An 18,377-nucleotide genomic window follows, 5' to 3' on the forward strand; every position below is an offset into this window, starting at 1 on the left:
CGGATGCGACAGATCTAGGACGCCAGGGGCGGTAGCCGCAAGCCGGTCAAAAGGCGCAGCCCCTCAACCGCGATGGACAGCTGGCGTTCCACAGGGAGCGTCCCGGGTGAACAGTGCGGTCGGCTCGACAGGGATTGTCTTTGGCGATTGAGACATTACCTTCGCTGCGCATCTCTCGAAGGAAAACCAGCAGCCATGTATACCGGCATCGTCCAGACCGTCGCCCCTGTCAAATCTATTGTGCGCCACGACGGCTACACCACCTTCTTCATTGAACTGCCGGAACGGCTGATGGCTGACCTTCAGATCGGGGCCAGCGTTTCGGTCGAAGGTGTATGCCTTTCCGTCACGACGATCGACGGCAATACGGTTACCTTCGATGCGATGGACGCGACGCTGGAACGGACCAATCTCGGAACTCTTCAGGCAGGCCACGCCGTCAACATCGAGCGCTCGGCCAAGCCGACGGATGAGAATGGCGGCCACAACATCGCCGGCCATATCGCGACCACGGCCGAGCTCGTCGCCGCGAAGATGGAAATGCCTGGAGCGTTTATACGCTTCCGCGTGCCGGAAGAGTGGGCGAAATACGTGTTCAAGCGAGGCTATCTGGCCGTGAACGGCGCGAGCCTGACGGTCGCGGAGGCCGAAGGTGACACCTTCACCATCAACCTCATTCCCGAGACGCTGCGCCAGACGACCTTTCCGCGCTACAGGGTGGGCGATGCAATCAACATCGAGGTCGACCATCAGACCATGGTCATGGTGGATGTCGTGGAACGCACCCTCGAACGCCTGATGGCAAAGCGCAGTTAGCCTGCCGCCTTCAGTGACGGCTATGGGATCCTGACGAAGGGACGTCTTTCATCAGAGAGACCAACACCTGCCGGTAATCGGCGGGCTTCGGCGCACAGAGTTCCTGAGGTATCCCGTTTTCTTCGATTTCCTTGATGGCCGAGCCCGAAACGATGCGGAACGGGATCCCGTTGCGCCTCAAGCGCTGAACGATCGGCGTCACCGCGCCGTCCCGCACCTGAAAATCGAGGATCGCGCCGGAGATATGTTCGGTATCGAGAATCTCCAGGGCATCGCGCACACTCTCGGTCGTGATGACATTCACACCAGCGCGTGCGACGGCGTCTGCAGCGTCCATAGAAATGAAGACGTCGTCCTCGACGATGAGGATCGTGTCGATCGCTAAAGCCTGTCCTGGTCTCATCTTCGTTCTCCTTTTGCCACCACAACGTCTTCAACCGCGCTTTGTTCAGTTTTTCTTAAATTGCTAAACGATATGGTAAACATAGACTTAACGCGTAATTTCGTTCCCATGTTGCGCTGCATGGATGGAACCCGAGCCCACCTTGGAACATCCATGCAAAGCCCTGCGTTTTCACTCCGCAGAACAACGGAGATCACACATGCAGATCATTGGAACGGAAATCATTGAAAGCCCGCAGCCTCACACGGCCTTCATCGTCGAGTTTCTCGGCGACGGCGGAGAAAAGGTTTCGGTTCACATGGCCGAGACGGAAAACGGCGGCCTGACGCGGGATAACGCGGTCCAGAAGGCACAGGTCCTGTTGCTTCAGGCGAGCCGCTTTGGTCTTTCCGATCAGGCTGACGATGACGAGACTGCCGACAAGGAGCCGAGCGCTGCCGTCGAAAGCCTTCGTCAGGAGCAGCAGGAGCGCAAGGTCGACGAGCGCAACGGCTCTCCCCTGCAGGAGGGACTGGAGGACACCTATCCCGCCAGCGACCCTGTCTCGGCCACCTACACCTCGACCATCGGTGAACAGAAGCACTAACAAAGCCGCATCGGCTTTACGGTAACGACATGCCCGCCGAATTGAACAGCTTTGGCTCGGCGACTTTTCTGGAGCTGTCTGCCATTATCGTTCGACTGCTGATCGCCATGGCCTGCGGGGCCGCGATCGGGGTCGAGCGAGAGTGGAAGAGCCATGCTGCGGGCTTGAGGACGCACATCCTCGTTTGTCTTTCAGCGGCGATCGTCGCAATCCTTACCATCGAAATCGCGCATCACAATGCTTTCAACCAGAACGAAGTCAGGCTCGACCCGATCCGCCTGATCGAAGCAGTGACGGCGGGCGTCGCCTTTCTGGCGGCAGGCATGATCGTCTATGCGAAAGGCGAAGTGCATGGCCTGACGACCGGCGCCGGCTTGTGGTTCGCCGGCGCCATTGGACTGTCCTGTGGCCTCGGCTTCTGGCAAATCGGCCTCATTGCCACGGGCTTTGCCCTGTCTGTTCTCTGGCTCCTTCGGGTGATTGAGAACAAGCTTCCAGAAAAACCTGGCGAGAACGACTAGTCGCTATCGAAGCAGGCTCTGGCCGCCGTCAACCCAGATCGGGGTTCCGGTCACATGCCTCGAGGCATCGGAAGCAAGGAAGGCCACGACATCGGCGATATCGTCGATCGTGCCGGATTCGCCGCCAGTCAGAGGAATGTCCCCTTCGGGAAACTCGACAGGCACCTCCGTCTGGCGCTTCTTGCGAACATTTGTGTTGTCGTCGATCTCAGTCTCGATGGCACCGGGACATATCGCATTGATGCGGATGCCGTGGCGCCCCAGCTCGAGTGCCAGCTGCTGCACCATGGCAAGCTGTGCCGCCTTGGTCGCCGAATAAGCGGTGGCACCGGGCGTGGTAAAGGTCCGTGTCCCGTTGATCGAGGACATGACGATGATCGACCCGCCGGTCTTCTTCAGGAACGGCACCGTATGGTGCAGGGTCAGATAGGTGCCCCGCAGATTGATGGCGATCGTCTTGTCGAATTCCTCGGGCTTCAGGTCGTCGATCGGCGCCCATGTCCCGTTGATCCCGGCATTCGCAACCACGATCTGCAGACCTTTTCGTGCGTCGATCAGTCGTCCGACCGCCTCCGCCATCTGATCCGCCTGACTGACATCGGCGACCAGTACCATACCGTCGCCGCCACCGGCCCGGATCTCGGCAAGCGTTTCCTCAAGCTCGTCTTCCGTGCGACCCAGAAGGCCAACAAAGGCGCCGCCTTTTGCGAGCCTCAGCGCTGCACCTTTGCCGATCCCGGACCCGGCACCCGTGACAAGTGCGGTATCCCTCTCGAATTCAGCCCCGTTCATGAACGATCGTCCGCATGCTCGGGTTTACCCTTGCGCTTCGTGGAAGCGAGATCTTCGAGTTCCTTCTCGCTCATGCTCTTTTCCATGCTGCGGGACGCGCCTTTAAGATCCGAGACCTTCGCGTCCCCTCGCTTGGCCGCAAGGGCCGCACCGGCCGCCTTTTGCTGTGCTTTCGACTTCGCTGGCATTGCCATCTCCTCTGGTGGTTCAGGGCCTGTCGTGTCGCAAGCAAACCGGCTAAAGAAACGAAAGTTCCTGGCCGCTCACGGCGCGGAACAAAGAGCGGGCCTTGCGGATTAAGCTGCGCAACTCCAGACATCAGAGGATCAGATGGACGCCAAGAGCACGCATTTTCATGTCACGCCGGGCGAGTGGCACAAACTGGGCGCGTGCTTTGATGGGGAGGGAACGAATTTCGCGCTGTTTTCCGCCCATGCCGAACGCGTCGAGCTCTGCCTCTTCGACGAGAGCGGGAGTGTCGAGATCGCACGGGTCGAATTGCCGGAATATACGAATGAGGTCTGGCATGGCTATTTGCCGGGCGTGAAGCCGGGTCAGCTCTACGGCTACCGCGTCCACGGCCCCTACGAGCCGGAAAACGGTCACCGCTTCAATCCGAACAAGCTGCTGCTCGATCCCTATGCGCGTGAGATCGTCGGTGACTTCGCATGGTCGAAGGCCCATTTCGGCTATGACTTCGACGCCGAGGAAAAGGATCTCTCCTTCAACGCACTCGACAGTGCGGACTGCTCCCCCAAATGCCGCGTCATTGATCCGGCGGAAAGCCGCGAGACGAACGGGTTCAAGATGATCCCCTGGGCGGAGACCATCGTTTACGAAACGCATGTGAAAGGCTTCACCAAGCTCCATCCGGCAATCCCGGAAAACCTGCGCGGCACCTTCGAAGGCCTCGGGCACAAGGCGGCAGTGGACTATGTGAAGAGCCTCGGCATCACCTCCATCGAACTCCTGCCGGTGCACGCCTTTCCCGACGATAGTCACCTGATGGACAAGGGGCTGCATAATTTCTGGGGCTACAACACCATCGGCTTCTTTTCGCCGGCGAGCCGCTACTACGGTCCCAAGGGTCTCCACGGCTTCCGAGACATGGTGCGGGCCTTCCACGATGCCGGCATCGAGGTCATCCTGGACGTCGTCTATAACCACACGGCGGAAGGCAACGAACTCGGCCCGACCCTTTCCTTCAAGGGCATCGACAACTTTTCCTACTACCGAACACTGCCCGACAATCACCGTTATTACATCAACGACACCGGGACGGGAAACACGGTCAACACCTCGCACCCCCGCGTCTTGCAGATGGTGATGGACAGCCTGCGCTACTGGGCGGAAGAGATGCATGTCGACGGCTTCCGTTTCGACCTGGGCACCATCCTCGGCCGCGAGCCGGAGGGCTTTGACCAGCGTGGCGGCTTCTTCGACGCCGTGACACAGGATCCCGTGCTGTCAAAGATCAAGCTGATCGGCGAGCCCTGGGACATCGGCCCTGGCGGCTACCAGGTCGGCGGCTTCCCGCCGGGCTGGGCCGAGTGGAACGACAAGTATCGCGATTCCACCCGCGAATACTGGCTGAATGCGGACAACACTTCTCAGGACTTCGCCGCCCGGCTGCTTGGCTCCGGTGATATCTATGACCTTCGCGGTCGCCGTCCCTGGGCCAGCGTCAACTTCATCACCGCCCATGACGGCTTCACTCTGAACGACCTCGTCTCCTATGACCAGAAGCATAACGAAGCGAATGGCGAGGACAACAACGACGGTCACGACCACAACCGCAGCCACAATTACGGCCACGAAGGCCCGACCGACGATGCGGAGATCAACGCGATCCGCGATCGGCAGAAGCGCAATTTCCTGGCCACCCTGTTCTTCTCGCATGGTACACCCATGCTCTTGGCCGGCGACGAATTCGGCCGGTCGCAGATGGGCAACAACAACGGCTATTGCCAGGACAGCGAGATCAGCTGGCTGCATTGGGAAGACCTCCCGCCAGCCTGCGAAGAGCTGAGAGAGTTCAGCCGACGGCTGATTGCCCTGCGCAAGGCCCAGCCCCTGTTGCGTCGTGAGAGCTGGCGCGATGGCATGATCATCGACTGGTATCATGTCGAGGGCGGCCATCAGGAGGCGGAGCACTGGCTCGACGGCAATCCGCTTGCCTTGAAGCTGCTGCGACAGGATCTCGAAAGCGAAGAAGGCGTGTGGCCGGAAGTGCTTCTGCTGTTCAACCCGGTTGCCGAGGACATCGAGTTTGTCCTGCCGGAAACCGGAGCCGGCGACTGGCAGCTGGAACTGACAACCTTCGACACAGAGCGACGTGGTGATATCGCGGAAGAAGGCAAGCCCTTCCAGCTACAAGCGCGATCAATGGCCCTGTTCCGCCGGGCCTAAGCCCAGAGGTCAGAAGTTGGAGGTCAGGCGCCCGAAGCGCGCTGCAGGACCTCGAAATCATAGAGCTGCCCGGCGACCGAGATACGCCGGGCGGAAATGACGACCGGGATCATGTTGCCGGCTCCGTCGCGGATCTCGCCGCGCTGCCCGGTGTAGCCGCCGTCACGGTCAAGCAGCATCAGCCGCTCGGCCCGCGCCTCGCTGCCGGAAACGACGCCGGAGGCCACCATTTCGCTGCCGCCGATCTCGTCCCAGCTCTTGCCGACGAGATCTAGATAGGCCTGGTTGACCCGGACATAGCGCGAGCTCCTCTGCCCGATGCTGGAGATCGAAAAGGCAACGGGCGAGAGGTCGAACAGCGCCTGGATGACGGGTCCTGAGAGTGCCGTGGTTTCCGCCTGCTCGATCATCTCACGAGATGGCCCTTCCGCTTCATCGCCCGAAGCAATCTCATAATCGGCGGGCATGGCCCATTCATCGCGAAGGACGGCTACGAAGCGCCAGAGATCGATTTCCAGAAACTGCGGTTTATGCGTGTCATCGACATTCTCGAGCCGCGCCGGCAGCCTGTCGATCGCATGGGTGAGACGCTGCGTCTCCCGCGGACTCTTGGCGCTCTCCAGCAGGGCTTTGAGCTTGCCAAGGGCAATCTCATGGATCAGCGCATAGGCATCCTGCAGCATCTCGGCGCGCTCGGCCTCGACTTCCTCCACCGGCCTTGACCCGTCGGCGACCGGCAACTCCTCCAGCAGGGCCCAGATCTTGCGCTCCTCGGGACACTCCTCGTGTTTTGCCGTGCCTTGCGGCGCGTACCGTACGAGGCTGAGAATGATGTCGGCCCCGAAGGCATCGACATTGGCAGGAACGGTTTCGCCGCCAGAGGCGGTTTGGAGCGCCGTGAGACGCGTCGGACTGCCATTGTCATCGAAATAGACGCAGACTTCGGAAATTGCCTCGGGAAACTCCAACCAAGGGTGCTCGTTGCGGAACACCTCCAGCGCGGAATGGTCGAGCACTGTCAGAGCATACATGGCGCCTCCTCCACAACCGGCTGTGGTGCCAAGCACCCGCCCCCTGCTTCCTCAAGCAGGAATCGCCGCTTATCAGCATAAAGCAATCTTCCCGGCTTCTGAACGTGTTTCTATGGCCGGACAAGTATATGAATGTTTAAGCTGAAATCTTGGAGTTTCGCCAGTGACGCAAGAATGCGACAGTCCGGCACCCAAACCCATAAATAGTCAGGGACGCCAGACTGGTAAGGCTCGAATGAGCGATCAGAAGAAGGCCTGGATGCCCGTCTGCGCACGCCCGAGGATCAGGGCATGCACGTCATGCGTGCCTTCGTAGGTGTTCACGGTTTCCAGGTTCTGCGCGTGGCGCATGACGTGATATTCGATCTGGATGCCGTTGCCGCCGTGCATGTCGCGGGCCATGCGGGCGATATCGAGCGCCTTGCCGCAATTGTTGCGCTTGACGATCGAGATCATCTCCGGCGCGAACTGGTGTTCGTCCATCAGACGACCGACCCGCAGCGAACCGAGTAGGCCGAGCGCAATCTCCGTCTGCATGTCGGCGAGCTTCTTCTGGAAGAGCTGCGTGCCGGCAAGCGGCTTGCCGAACTGCTTTCGATCGAGACCATACTGGCGAGCCCGATGCCAGCAGTCTTCGGCCGCGCCCATGACGCCCCAGGAAATCCCGTAGCGGGCGCGGTTGAGGCAGCCGAACGGTCCCTTGAGACCAGAGACATTCGGCATCAGCGCATCTTCGCCGACTTCGACGCCATCCATGACGATCTCACCCGTGACGGAGGCGCGCAGCGAAAGCTTGCCGCCGATCTTCGGGGCAGAGAGCCCCTTCATCCCCTTTTCGAGAATGAAGCCACGGATCTCGCCGCCATGCGCCTCGGACTTCGCCCATACGACGAAGACATCGGCGATCGGCGCATTGGAGATCCACATCTTGGAGCCACGCAGACGGTAGCCACCCTCGATCTTCTCGGCACGCGTCTTCATGCCACCCGGATCCGAGCCGGCATCGGGCTCCGTCAGGCCGAAGCAGCCGATGAGCTCGCCGGAAACGAGGCCTGGCAGATACTTGTCCCGCTGTTCTTCCGAACCGTAGGCATAGATCGGATAGATGACCAACGACGACTGCACGCTCATCATCGAGCGATAGCCGGAATCGATGCGCTCTATCTCACGCGCCACAAGACCGTAGGATACGTAATTGGCATCAGCGGCGCCATACTTCTCCGGCAGCGTGACGCCGAGAAGACCGGCCTTGCCCATCAGGCGGAAGAGTTCCGGCTCGACCGTTTCGCCGAGATAGGCGTCTGCCACGCGGGGAGCAAGCTCGGCTTCGGCAAAGGCCGCCGCTGCATCCTGGATCATCCGCTCGTCCTCGCTGAGAACCTCGGACATCAGGAAGGGATCACTCCAGGAAAAGGGTCGCATCTCGCTCATTGGTCTCATCCATTTGTTTCGTTATGCCAGATTGCTCATGTCTGAGCACAATTCAAGGCATGTTTACTCATGTTGCTATTAGGTCTATTCATATCCCATGCTCACACACCAACGCCGTTTCCTGCCGTCCACCAGCGCGCTCGCCGCCTTTGATTCCGTTGCCAAGCTTGGCAGTTTCTCGGCTGCCGCCAACGAGCTGGCGCTGACCCAAGGCGCCATCAGCCGCCAGATCGGCCTTCTCGAAGATCAGCTCGGCGTCAAGCTTTTCGAGCGCACCAATCGCGGCGTCGAACTGACGGCGATCGGCAGAACCTATGCCAAGGGCATCGGTGATGCGCTCGCCACCATTCGGACGCTGTCGCTCGAAGCCATGGCGACGCGTGACGATACCCATCTGCATCTCGCCATTTTGCCGACCTTCGGCACCCGCTGGCTGATGCCGCGCATCCCCGACTTCCTGTCGAAGAACCCCACCATCATCATGGATTTTGCCACCCGCATCGGCCAGTTCGATTTCGAGGGATCGGGGCTCGATGCCGCAATCCATATCGGCGAACCGAACTGGCCCGGCACGGATTGCCAGTTCCTGATGCATGAACTGGTGGTGCCCGTCTGCAGCCCGGCCTTTCTGGACGCCAATCCGGTCAAGCGGCCGGAAGACCTCCTGGCGAAGCCGCTGTTCGACATGGCCTCGCGGCCCCGTGCCTGGGAACATTGGTTCGCCAGCCTCGGCATCAGCGAAGGCCGGGGTGGTGGCATGCGCTTCGAGCAGTTCTCCAACGTCGTCCAGGCCTGCCATGCGGGCCTTGGCATCGCGCTGGTGCCGACCTTCCTCATTGAGCCGGAACTGGCGAGCGGACAGCTTGTCCGTGCCTGGGATCACGAGGTCAAAAGCGCAAGCGCCTACTACCTCGTGCGCCCCCTGTCGAAAATGGCTTACGGCCCGGCAAGCACCTTTGCCGCCTGGATCCTGGACCAGGCCAAATCCTTCAGCGAACGGAGCAAGCCGGCTGCGTAAGCAGTCTGGGAGAATGAATTCGGCCTGTGTCCCCTGCCGATTGACAAGCCTCCGTCATGAGCGAAGACTAACGTCCGAAGCCCATGATCAGGCTTGGAGGGGACCATGTTCAAGAACCGTTTTTCAGCACTTTTCACGCTCGCTCTGGCTCTTGTCCCTCTCTCCCTTCCCGTCGTCGCCCAGGACATCCGTACGGTCGAACGTATTGACGATGCAGACTATTTCGGCTTCGATCTCAGGACGGAAAAGAATGTTTCCATTGATGAATGCGAGGCGAGTTGCATCGGCGACGCCTCCTGCCGGGCCTTCACCTACAATCCGAAGGTCAACTGGTGCTTCCTCAAGTCCGACTATGACCAGCTGAACAGTTTCCCCGGCGCGATTGCCGGGCGGATTGTCGTGCAGACGGCGGAGGAAGACATCGGAGCTCCACCGGCGCTGACCTTCGTTTCCGACTATTTGAAATCGGAAGCCCGCAACCAGCGCGCCAATCTATCCATCGCTCAGGAGCAGCAGGGACTGGGCCGCGATACCCTGATCGAAACAGGGCGCGCCGCCTTCGCAAGCGGCAATATTGATTACGCCTTGGCGTCGTTGAAGGGGGCGCTGGCGATCGACGCGGATGATGCGGCACTCTGGCTCGAATTGGCTCGGATGGCCAACACGCTCACCGGCAATTATTCCATGGCCAATGAAGGGGCGATGGCCTCCATTAACGGCTATCTGCTGACCCGCGGGGCCTCGACCCGCGCCGACGCACTCGCCACGCTGGCAAAGTCCCTCGAGAATAGCGAGAGCTGGCGCCCGGCGCTGAGCGCCTACAAGGCAAGCCTTGAACTCGCATCGAATGGGCAAGTGCGCGCCGCCTTCGAAGATCTGCGCTCCCGCCAGGGCTTCCGCGTCGTCAACAACACGGTCGATTCCGACAGCGCCTCACCGCGCGCCTGCGTCGAATTCTCCGAACCGCTGGTCAAGCGTGGCGTCGACTACTCGTCCTTTGTCACCCTCGACGGCAAGACGCCCAAGGCGCTCGAAGCAAAGAACAACCAGATCTGCGTCGAGGGCCTGGAGCATGGCGGTCGCTACCGCCTCGCGCTTCGCGCCGGCCTGCCCTCCTCGGTCGACGAAAACCTGGAAGCCCCGGTCGAACTCGAGGTCTATGTCCGCGATCGCAGCGCAACCGTGCGCTTCACCGGCGACGCCTTTGTTCTCCCCTCTTCCGCACGTCAGGGCATTCCGCTGGTATCCATCAACAGCGAAAGCGCCAATCTCGAACTTTACCGTATTGGCGACCGCAACATCGCCCCGCTTTTGGCATCGTCGCAATTTCTCACCCAGATGGACGGCTATACCGCCGGTCGCGTGAAGGATGAATTGGGCGAACTCGTCTGGCAGGGCTCGGTCGAGATCGCCAACGAGCAGAACAAGGAAGTCGTTACCAGCATTCCGCTGCAGGAAGCCCTGCCGACCCGCAAGCCCGGCATCTATGTGATGACCGCGGTCTCCCCGACCGGTATCACCGAGAATTGGGATAGCCGCGCAACGCAATGGTTCGTCGTCTCCGACATCGGCCTTTCGACCTTTGCCGGCACTGACGGCCTGCATGTCTTCGCCCGCTCGCTGGGATCGGCGAGCCCGCTTGCCAATATCGAGCTGCAGCTGATCGCCAAGAACAACGAGATCCTCGCAACCGCAACGACCGATGCCGAAGGCCGTGCCCGCTTTGATGCCGGTCTCGTGCGAGGCGGTGCGGCCATGGCACCAGCCGTCATTGCGGCCCGCAGCGGCGCCGACGACAACGTCTTCCTCGACATGACCCGCGCGGGCTTCGATCTCTCCGATCGTGGCGTTACCGGCCGCCCGGCGCCGGGCCCAGTCGACATCCTCGCCTGGACCGAGCGCGGGATCTATCGCCCCGGCGAAACCGTGCATGCCGCAGCTTTGGCCCGCGACACCAATGCCGATGCTATTTCCGGCCTGCCGCTGACCTTCCTCTTCTCGCGACCTGACGGTGTCGAGTTCCGCCGCATGGCAGTGACCAGCGAGACACTCGGTGGTTATGCCGTCGATCTGCCCATCCTGGGGAACGCCATGCGCGGCACCTGGACAGTCGCCATCCACACCGATCCCAAGAAGCCGGCCATCGCCCAGTCGACCTTCCTCGTCGACGACTTCGTGCCGGATCGGCTCGACCTGAAACTGTCAAGCGAAGCCACGGCAATCTCGACCGAGGAGCCCGTGACCGTCGCGGCCGATGGCCGTTACCTCTATGGCGCGCCGGCGGCCGGCCTCACGCTCGAAGGCGAAGTCGTGATCCGCCCGACAACAAGCCATCCGGACTTCGACCGCTACAGCTTCGGCCTGGCCGACGAAGAAGGCATCGAGGACATGCGCCTGCCGCTCGAAGGCCTTGACGTCCTCGATGACGAAGGTCTGGCCACCATCGACGTTTCCCTGACCGACTTGCCGTCCACGACGCGACTGCTCAATGCCGATGTGGTCCTGCGCCTGCGTGAAGGCGGCGGCCGCGCGGTTGAGCGCAAGCTGACCCTGCCGGTCACGCCGGAAGGCCCAATGATCGGCGTGAAGCCGGAATTCGAGGGCGACCTGGCCGAAAACACCAATGCCGCCTTCAACCTGATCGCGCTTGGCCCCGATGGTCAGCGTCAGGCGCTGCCGGGCGCGCGCTGGAAGCTGATCAAGCTGGAGCGAAATTACCAGTGGTACCGCGATGGCTCGTCCTGGCGCTACGAGCCGATCACCACGACCAAGCTCGTGGCTGACGGCACGGTCGACATCGCAGCCGATGGCACCCCGCTTTCGGTCCCCGTCACCTGGGGCAGCCACCGTCTGGAGGTCGAACAGGGTGGCGCCGTTACCAGCGTCGATTTCGATGCCGGCTGGTTCGTCACCGCAAGCTCCACCGAGACGCCGGATGCCCTCGAAATCGGCCTGGACAAGCCCTCCTATCAGATCGGCGACACAGCGAAGCTCAAGATCTCGCCGCGCTTTACCGGTCAGGTCATTGTCACCTCCGGAACGGATGCCCTGATCTCCACCCAGGTGGCCGAAGTTCCGGCTACGGGCACGGAAATCGAGATCCCCGTGACAGCAGAATTCGGCGCCGGAGCCTATGTGACGGCAACCCTCTTCCGTCCAGGTGATGCCGAGGAAAGCCGGATGCCGGCGCGTGCGATCGGCATTGCCTGGCTCGCGGTCGATCCGGGTGCCGACAAACTAGCCATCAAGCTTTCACCACCGGAAAAGACGCTGCCCCGCCAGCCGCTGGAAATCCCCGTGGAAGTGACCGGGGCCGGCATCGGTGAGGAAGCCTATGTGATGGTCGCTGCCGTTGACGTGGGCATCCTCAACCTCACCCGCTACGAGACACCCGATCCGGAAACCTATTACTTCGGTCAGCGCCGCCTCGGCCTTGAACTGCGCGATCTCTACGGCCGCCTGATCGATGGCTCGCTGGGCGCCACCGGGCGTCTGCGCACCGGTGGTGACGGCGGACAGGTTGCCCTTCAGGGCAACCCGCCGCGCGAAAAGCTCGTGGCCTTCTTCTCGGGTCCCTTGACGCTGGATGCAGACGGGAAGGCAACCGTCTCCTTCGACATACCCCAATTCAACGGCACGGCGCGTGTCATGGCCTGGGCCTGGTCAAAGACGGGCGTCGGCCACAGCGAGACAGACGTGATCATCCGCGATCCGGTGGTCGTAACGGCCAGCCTGCCGAAATTCCTCGCACCCGCTGACGAGAGCAGCCTTCGCCTCGATATCGCAGCGACCGACGCTCCATCAGGCACCTACACGCTCGCCGTCACCGGCGACGGTCCTGTCAGCGTCGGTGGCGGAGACAGCCAGCAGGTGGAACTGACATCAGGCGAAACAACGACCATCACCCTTCCGCTGATGGCCAACAGGCCCGGCGACGGAGCCATCGACATTGCGCTTTCCGGCGCCGACGGCATCGCCGTCAGCCAGTCCCTCGATCTTCCGGTGCGCCCGGCAACCCTGCCGATCACCGAGCGTCAGGTCATTGCGCTCGCCCCGGGCAAGAGCCTCACCATCAATGGCGACCTCCTCGCCGACAGCCTGCTGCAGGGCGCCTCGGTGAGCCTCAATGTTGCCCGCGCCGATGGCCTCGACATCCCGGGCCTGCTGATGGCCCTCGACCGCTATCCCTATGGCTGCGCCGAGCAGACAACCAGCCGCGCGCTGCCACTTCTCTATTTCGATGAACTGGCCAAGCTCTCCGGCCTGCCGGAGGACGAGGCGATCAACAAGCGCGTTCAGGATGGCATCCTCCGCGTGCTCGCCTACCAGTCGTCAAGCGGCTCCTTCGGCCTCTGGGCACCCGGTTCCGAAAGCCTCTGGCTGGATGCCTATGTCACCGACTTCCTGACCCGCGCCCGCGAGCAGAAGTTCGACGTGCCGGAAGAAGCCCTCGTCCAGGCGCTGCAGAACCTGCAAAACCGCATCGCCTACGACAACGACATCCGCACGCGCGGCAACGAGATCGCCTATGCGCTCTACGTGCTCGCCCGCAGCCGCAAGGCTTCGCTCAGCGATCTACGCTACTACGCCGACACGATGCTGGGTGATTTCCCCACCCCTCTCTCCAAGGCGCATCTGGCGGCAGCCTTGTCGCTTTACGGCGACAGCGAGCGGGCCAATGCCGTCTTCCTCGATGCAGCCGGCATGAGCGAACAGGCACGTCTCACGCCGGTCAGCTTCTCGCGCTCCGACTATGGCTCTGCATTGCGCGATGCCGCGGGCGTTCTGGCGCTTGCCGCAGAAAGCCGACCGGTTCCGCCGGTCGTGCCGATCCTGACAAAGGTGGTGGCGGACGAATGGAAGGCGAAGCAGACGCTGAGCACCCAGGAACAGACCTGGATGCTGCTCGCCGCCAGAGCGCTCCAGCAGGACGACAAGGGTCTGAAGCTGGACGTAAACGGTGCGGAAAAGACCGGCGCCTATGCCGCCACGATCCCTGGCGACGCGCTCCTGCAGGCGCCGCTGACGCTGACCAATACCGGCCTTGATCCGGTGAGCGCCGCCATCACCACGGTCGCAGCACCCGTGCTTCCCCCGGCGGCCGGGGGCGAAGGCTTCGCGATCAGCAAGACCTTCTATAGCCTGACCGGCGAAGAGGCCAATATCACCGAGGTCATCCAGAACGAGCGCTACGTCGTCGTGCTGGAGGTGACGGAAGAGGACGAATGGCCGGCGCAACTGCTGGTGACCGATCTGCTTCCCGCCGGCTTCGAGATTGACAATCCGAGCCTGGTCGATAGCGCCGCCCTCGCCAACTTCGACTGGATCGGCGAAACCGAAACGGCGCATCTCGAATTCCGCAGCGACCGCTTCGTGGCAGCCATCAATCGTGGCGAAGGCGAGAACGGCACGATCACGCTGGCCTATGTCGTCCGCGCCGTCACCCCCGGCACCTATGACCTGCCGGCAGCCAGTGTCGAAGACATGTATCGCCCGCAGCTGTCGGCGCGCACGGCGGCCGGTGCGATGACGGTCTCGACCGCACCCTGATGGGTCGGGCGCGGCGCATCGGGATCAGCATCGGGGCGGTCGCCATCGCGGCCACCGCTTCGCTCGCTGGGCTCGACTGGGCAGACAGAAACTTTCCGCCCCCGCTGGAGGCGGCGCAGGAAGTCTCGACCGAAATCCTCGATCGCGATGGCCAACTCTTGCGCGCCTTCGCGACCCGGGAGGGTCTCTGGCGGCTCGAAACCACAATCGATGACGTCGATCCGGCCTTGCTGCGAATGCTCGTCGCCTATGAGGATCGCCGCTATGATAGCCATTCCGGCGTCGATCTTCTGGCGCTGGGGCGAGCCGCCTGGCAGCTTGCCGCCAATGGCCGCATCGTCTCCGGCGCCTCGACGCTTTCGATGCAGGTCGCACGCCTGATCGAGCCGCGCCGGGAACGCTCGATCAGCGCCAAGCTCATCCAGATCGCCCGCGCGATCCAGATCGAGCGGCGCCTGTCGAAGACGGAAATCCTCAACCTCTATCTCACCCACGCCCCCTATGGCGGCAATCTCGAAGGCGTGCGCGCGGCAAGTCTCTCCTGGTTTGGCAAGGAACCCAAACGCCTGTCGACAGCAGAGGCGGCCCTCCTGGTCGCATTGCCCCAGCTGCCGGAAAGGCGCCGCCCGGACCGCTATCGCGACAACGCACTCGAAGCCCGCAAGCGGGTTCTCGAACGCGCCCGCGAGGCCGACGTTGTCGACGACATGGAAGTCGAACTCGCCTTCAACGCATCGCTCCCCACCGCACGGCGTCAACTTCCAGCCCTTGCGCCCCACCTGGCGGAAGCCGCACGACGCAAGGCCCCCGCGGCAAAAACCCACCAGACCACCATTATCCGCCCGGTCCAGGAAACCTTGGAAAAGGTGGCGCTCGAAGCGGGCCGCAAGCTCGACCCGAAGGTCTCGCTCGCTTTGCTGATGGCCGATGCCACCACCGGCGAGATCGTCGCCGAAGTCGGCGCGGCCAACTATTTCGATGCCTCCCGTTCCGGATGGATCGACATGACGCGGGCTGAGCGCTCTCCGGGCTCTGCGCTGAAACCCTTCATCTACGGCCTCGCCTTCGAGCAGGGTCTCGTCGCCCAGGAAACCATCGTCGAGGATCGCCCGGCCGACTTCTTCGGCTATCGCCCGAAGAACTTCGACATGCACTACCAGGGCGACGTCAGCATCCGCCAGGCGCTGCAGCTGTCGCTCAACGTGCCCGCCGTGCGCCTGCTCGATGCCGTCGGTCCCTCCCGCCTGATGGTGCGCCTGCGCCGCGCCGGGGTGACGCTGAAGCTCCCGCCGAACGAGGCTCCGGGCCTCGCGATTGCGCTTGGCGGCGCCGGGATTACGCTGAAGGATCTGGTGCAGCTCTATGCCGGTCTCGCCAACCGCGAGCAGCCCCTCCGGCTCGGCGACGGCATTCGCGACAAAGCCGAACTGATAGACGAGGAGTCGCTTTTCGAACCCGCAGCCGCCTGGACCATCGCAGACGTGCTCGGTGACGTCCTGCCGCCAACCGGCAGCCCGCCCGCCGGCATCGCTTACAAGACCGGCACCAGTTACGGTTATCGCGACGCCTGGTCCGTGGGTTATGACGGCCGCTATGTCCTGGGCGTCTGGATCGGCCGGCCGGACAATGCCGCCGTCCCCGGCATCTCGGGATATCAGACGGCAGCCCCCATCCTCTTCGAAGCTTTCAGCAAATCCGGTCTCGCCGGAACCGCCCTGCCGCGTGCACCGGCAGGTGCCAATCGCATCGCCGCCTCCGAGCTGCCGCAGTCCCTGCGGCGCTTTTCGGTGGACTCAAACGGGCTCGTCTCCGTCTCGGCCCGCGAGCGCCCGCCGCAGATTGTCTATCCGCTGGAGGGATCCGTTCTGGAACTTGGAAAGAGTGCAGATGGGAAAGCTCTGCCTGTTGTCATGAAGATGCAGGCCGGACGGGCGCCTTTCCGCTGGTTGGTCAACGGCAAGCCGATGAGCGAATCCACGCGGCGCAGAACCGGGGAGTGGCATCCGGAAGGCACCGGCCAGTCCACCTTGACCGTCATCGACGCGGAAGGCCGGGCCGCCTCGGTCAATGTCTTTGTCCGCAATTGAAGCATCTGTGACTGCCGCGCGTGATCCGGCTGTTGATGCGGAGCGTAAAAGACCCCGTTAACCCCATTGAACGGGAGACCTTCGTTATGACCAGCAGCTTTCGCGCCGGACTGATTACGCTCCTGACGCTCGCTTTCGCCGTCCCCTCCGCCATGGCCAACGAGCGCTTCACTGCCAATGACATCAAGGGCGAGATCATCGGCAAACGCATCTATCTCGCAGTACCCTTTGGCGGCGAATTCCCGCTGAACTATCGCCCCAATGGCCAGGTGGATGGCTCCGGCGAGGCGCTGGGCCTCGGCCGTTTCGCCAAGCCGAATGACAAGGGCAAATGGTGGATCAATGGCGATCGCCTCTGCCAGCAGTTCACCAGCTGGTACAAGGGCGAGCCCATGTGCTTCGAACTGATCCGCACCGGTGACAAGCGCCTGAAATGGATCCGCGACAACGGCCAGACCGGCACGGCCCGCATCGGCAGCAGCATCTGACCCGCCTTGTCGCCGCAATATCGTGCCCCTATTCTGATCCGTCATCAGGATGGGGACACGAATGGCAGATCTGAGAAGCCGGCCGATCGGCGCAACGGCCAGCCTGGGCCGGACGGGCTATCCGTCAATTCGCTCGGCAACAGGCGGTGAACTTCAGATCGTGACGGGCCCAGCCCAAGCCGGCTTCAACCCGCTGGACCTGCTGCTGGCGTCGCTCGCGGCCTGTATGAGCATGAGCGCGCGGATCGCAGCCCGGGAGCTCGGGTTCTCGGACACCTTCGAAGGTCTCGAAGTCGACGTCAGCGGCGAAAAGTCCGCGGACGAGCCGTCCCGCTTTGTCGGCTTCACCGTGCGAATGACCTTCCACGGCGAGATCCCATCAGAACAGCAGTGGTTGATTGCCCGCCGCGCCGAAGAGATCTGCACGGTCAGCAACAGCCTGGCAGTTCACCCTCAGCTGTTGCTCGGCCCGGTCTGATCCTCGAGAAGCCGCAAGGTTGCTCGGTCCGGCTCGCCATTGCAGAACACCGCGAGGGCGGTCCGGAAAAGCGTGCCCGCACCCGGCTCGGCTGCCTCGGCAAAAAGCGTCATGGACGACTGAAACTTCATGTCGTCAGGCTGTCCGAAGATCTCTCCCAAGCTGCGGTTTGAGTGCGCGAGCGCCGCGCTGGTGACCGCCCGCAGGCGTTCCCCCAGCACGGCATGAGCAAGATAGGCTCGCGCCTCGTCGAGCGACGTCAGCGCGAAGTACTGCGCCGTTGGCGAACGTCCGAGCCCCGTGAGCTGCGGGAAGATGAACCACATCCAGTGACTGCGTTTCTGCCCCGCCTGGAGTTCGCGCAGCGCTTGAGGGTAAAGGTCCTTCTGCGCATCGACAAAGCGGTCAAGGCCGGTACTAGAACGCTTGTCGTCCATGGATGCTCCTCCTTCGGCCTGCTGGAGCCAGAAGCCAACCTGCCCATCGCCTTTGGCCGATACGATCAACTGTTTGTCCTTGCACGCCATAAATCTTGACGCCGGGGCAATGTTCGTTAACAAGAACGTGAGGCGCCGTGATTTCAGCATCACCGCGTCCAAACCTGGTGCCGGGCCCCTCTGGCGAGAGTTTTACGGCGCTCTCGTGATGTCGGTACCGCCAGCAATTTGAGCCGGCGGATTCTAGAACAATGAACACTTGGATCATGCTTCGTGCGAAGGCGTGCAGGGCGCTTCGCATCTCCACAATTTCTGTGTCCTCGAGCCTGG

15 protein-coding genes are annotated in these 18,377 nt (G+C 62.3%); 9 read left to right on the forward strand and 6 right to left on the reverse strand.

The window, feature by feature from the left end; all coding sequences use genetic code 11:
* The first annotated feature begins 195 nt into the window (after window positions 1-195).
* The gene (locus M1E12_RS16350) at window positions 196-816 is read left to right on the forward strand and encodes a riboflavin synthase subunit alpha (protein ID WP_479562571.1); all 621 of its coding nucleotides are present in this window, start codon (window positions 196-198) and stop codon (window positions 814-816) included.
* 10 nt (window positions 817-826) lie between these two features.
* Here M1E12_RS16350 and M1E12_RS16355 read toward each other — a convergent pair whose 3' ends face one another.
* Complete coding sequence (locus M1E12_RS16355) at window positions 827-1,219, reverse strand: response regulator (protein WP_113460961.1); 393 nt, start codon at window positions 1,217-1,219, stop codon at window positions 827-829.
* A 199-nt stretch (window positions 1,220-1,418) separates the two neighbouring features.
* Here M1E12_RS16355 and M1E12_RS16360 point away from each other — a divergent pair, with 199 nt between their 5' ends.
* Window positions 1,419-1,805, forward strand: coding sequence for a hypothetical protein (locus M1E12_RS16360; RefSeq protein ID WP_113460962.1), 387 nt, complete (start codon window positions 1,419-1,421; stop codon window positions 1,803-1,805).
* 29 nt (window positions 1,806-1,834) lie between these two features.
* A complete protein-coding gene (locus tag M1E12_RS16365) occupies window positions 1,835-2,326 on the forward strand; it encodes an MgtC/SapB family protein (protein ID WP_479562572.1) in 492 nt (163 codons plus the stop codon).
* 3 nt (window positions 2,327-2,329) lie between these two features.
* Here the strand turns inward: M1E12_RS16365 and M1E12_RS16370 are convergent, their stop codons facing one another.
* Both M1E12_RS16370 and M1E12_RS16375 read right to left on the reverse strand, forming a co-directional pair.
* Entirely contained in the window at window positions 2,330-3,118 is a 789-nt protein-coding gene (locus M1E12_RS16370; protein ID WP_479562573.1) for an SDR family oxidoreductase, read from the reverse strand.
* Entirely contained in the window at window positions 3,115-3,306 is a 192-nt protein-coding gene (locus M1E12_RS16375) for a DUF3008 family protein (protein ID WP_113460965.1), read from the reverse strand. Before M1E12_RS16375 ends, M1E12_RS16370 begins: the two co-directional genes overlap by 4 nt.
* 142 nt (window positions 3,307-3,448) lie before the next feature.
* On the opposite strand from M1E12_RS16375, the gene glgX reads away from it, so the two are divergent.
* Entirely contained in the window at window positions 3,449-5,527 is a 2,079-nt protein-coding gene (gene glgX / locus M1E12_RS16380; protein ID WP_479562574.1) for a glycogen debranching protein GlgX, read from the forward strand.
* Window positions 5,528-5,550: 23 nt separating this feature from the next.
* Here the strand turns inward: glgX and M1E12_RS16385 are convergent, their stop codons facing one another.
* Entirely contained in the window at window positions 5,551-6,558 is a 1,008-nt protein-coding gene (locus M1E12_RS16385; RefSeq protein ID WP_479562575.1) for a diguanylate cyclase, read from the reverse strand.
* Window positions 6,559-6,801: 243 nt separating this feature from the next.
* Window positions 6,802-7,989 (reverse strand): acyl-CoA dehydrogenase, encoded by a 1,188-nt coding sequence (locus M1E12_RS16390; RefSeq protein WP_479562576.1) that lies wholly within the window; start codon window positions 7,987-7,989, stop codon window positions 6,802-6,804.
* A 97-nt stretch (window positions 7,990-8,086) separates the two neighbouring features.
* On the opposite strand from M1E12_RS16390, the gene M1E12_RS16395 reads away from it, so the two are divergent.
* The 5 genes from M1E12_RS16395 to M1E12_RS16415 all read left to right on the forward strand — a co-directional run bounded on the left by M1E12_RS16395 (window position 8,087) and on the right by M1E12_RS16415 (window position 17,610).
* Window positions 8,087-9,007 carry a LysR family transcriptional regulator gene (locus M1E12_RS16395; protein ID WP_479562577.1) on the forward strand — a complete coding sequence of 307 codons (921 nt, stop codon included), beginning with the start codon at window positions 8,087-8,089 and terminating at the stop codon, window positions 9,005-9,007.
* A gap of 105 nt (window positions 9,008-9,112) precedes the next feature.
* On the forward strand, window positions 9,113-14,557 hold the full coding sequence (locus tag M1E12_RS16400) for an alpha-2-macroglobulin family protein (protein WP_479562578.1): 5,445 nt from the start codon (window positions 9,113-9,115) through the stop codon (window positions 14,555-14,557).
* Complete coding sequence (pbpC, locus tag M1E12_RS16405; protein ID WP_479562579.1) at window positions 14,557-16,644, forward strand: penicillin-binding protein 1C; 2,088 nt, start codon at window positions 14,557-14,559, stop codon at window positions 16,642-16,644. Before M1E12_RS16400 ends, pbpC begins: the two co-directional genes overlap by 1 nt.
* Window positions 16,645-16,730: 86 nt before the next feature.
* On the forward strand, window positions 16,731-17,132 hold the full coding sequence (locus M1E12_RS16410) for a hypothetical protein (RefSeq protein ID WP_113460972.1): 402 nt from the start codon (window positions 16,731-16,733) through the stop codon (window positions 17,130-17,132).
* A gap of 61 nt (window positions 17,133-17,193) precedes the next feature.
* On the forward strand, window positions 17,194-17,610 hold the full coding sequence (locus tag M1E12_RS16415) for an OsmC family protein (protein WP_479562580.1): 417 nt from the start codon (window positions 17,194-17,196) through the stop codon (window positions 17,608-17,610).
* Here M1E12_RS16415 and M1E12_RS16420 read toward each other — a convergent pair.
* Entirely contained in the window at window positions 17,586-18,047 is a 462-nt protein-coding gene (locus tag M1E12_RS16420; RefSeq protein WP_479562581.1) for a DUF1810 domain-containing protein, read from the reverse strand. The two genes, M1E12_RS16415 and M1E12_RS16420, sit on opposite strands and share 25 nt — an antisense overlap.
* Window positions 18,048-18,377 lie beyond the last annotated feature (330 nt).

It is taken from the genome of Rhizobium sp. K33, assembly GCF_056501445.1.

Coding starts and splice junctions, on each gene's coding strand:
- M1E12_RS16400 (WP_479562578.1), top strand. CDS start 9,113: ATGTTCAAGAACCGTTTTTCAGCACTTTTCACGCTCGCTCTGGCTCTT.
- M1E12_RS16360 (WP_113460962.1), top strand. CDS start 1,419: ATGCAGATCATTGGAACGGAAATCATTGAAAGCCCGCAGCCTCACACG.
- M1E12_RS16390 (WP_479562576.1), bottom strand. CDS start 7,989: ATGAGCGAGATGCGACCCTTTTCCTGGAGTGATCCCTTCCTGATGTCC.
- M1E12_RS16375 (WP_113460965.1), bottom strand. CDS start 3,306: ATGCCAGCGAAGTCGAAAGCACAGCAAAAGGCGGCCGGTGCGGCCCTT.
- pbpC (WP_479562579.1), top strand. CDS start 14,557: ATGGGTCGGGCGCGGCGCATCGGGATCAGCATCGGGGCGGTCGCCATC.
- M1E12_RS16350 (WP_479562571.1), top strand. CDS start 196: ATGTATACCGGCATCGTCCAGACCGTCGCCCCTGTCAAATCTATTGTG.
- M1E12_RS16365 (WP_479562572.1), top strand. CDS start 1,835: ATGCCCGCCGAATTGAACAGCTTTGGCTCGGCGACTTTTCTGGAGCTG.
- M1E12_RS16395 (WP_479562577.1), top strand. CDS start 8,087: ATGCTCACACACCAACGCCGTTTCCTGCCGTCCACCAGCGCGCTCGCC.
- M1E12_RS16420 (WP_479562581.1), bottom strand. CDS start 18,047: ATGGACGACAAGCGTTCTAGTACCGGCCTTGACCGCTTTGTCGATGCG.
- M1E12_RS16415 (WP_479562580.1), top strand. CDS start 17,194: ATGGCAGATCTGAGAAGCCGGCCGATCGGCGCAACGGCCAGCCTGGGC.
- M1E12_RS16355 (WP_113460961.1), bottom strand. CDS start 1,219: ATGAGACCAGGACAGGCTTTAGCGATCGACACGATCCTCATCGTCGAG.
- M1E12_RS16385 (WP_479562575.1), bottom strand. CDS start 6,558: ATGTATGCTCTGACAGTGCTCGACCATTCCGCGCTGGAGGTGTTCCGC.
- M1E12_RS16410 (WP_113460972.1), top strand. CDS start 16,731: ATGACCAGCAGCTTTCGCGCCGGACTGATTACGCTCCTGACGCTCGCT.
- M1E12_RS16370 (WP_479562573.1), bottom strand. CDS start 3,118: ATGAACGGGGCTGAATTCGAGAGGGATACCGCACTTGTCACGGGTGCC.
- glgX (WP_479562574.1), top strand. CDS start 3,449: ATGGACGCCAAGAGCACGCATTTTCATGTCACGCCGGGCGAGTGGCAC.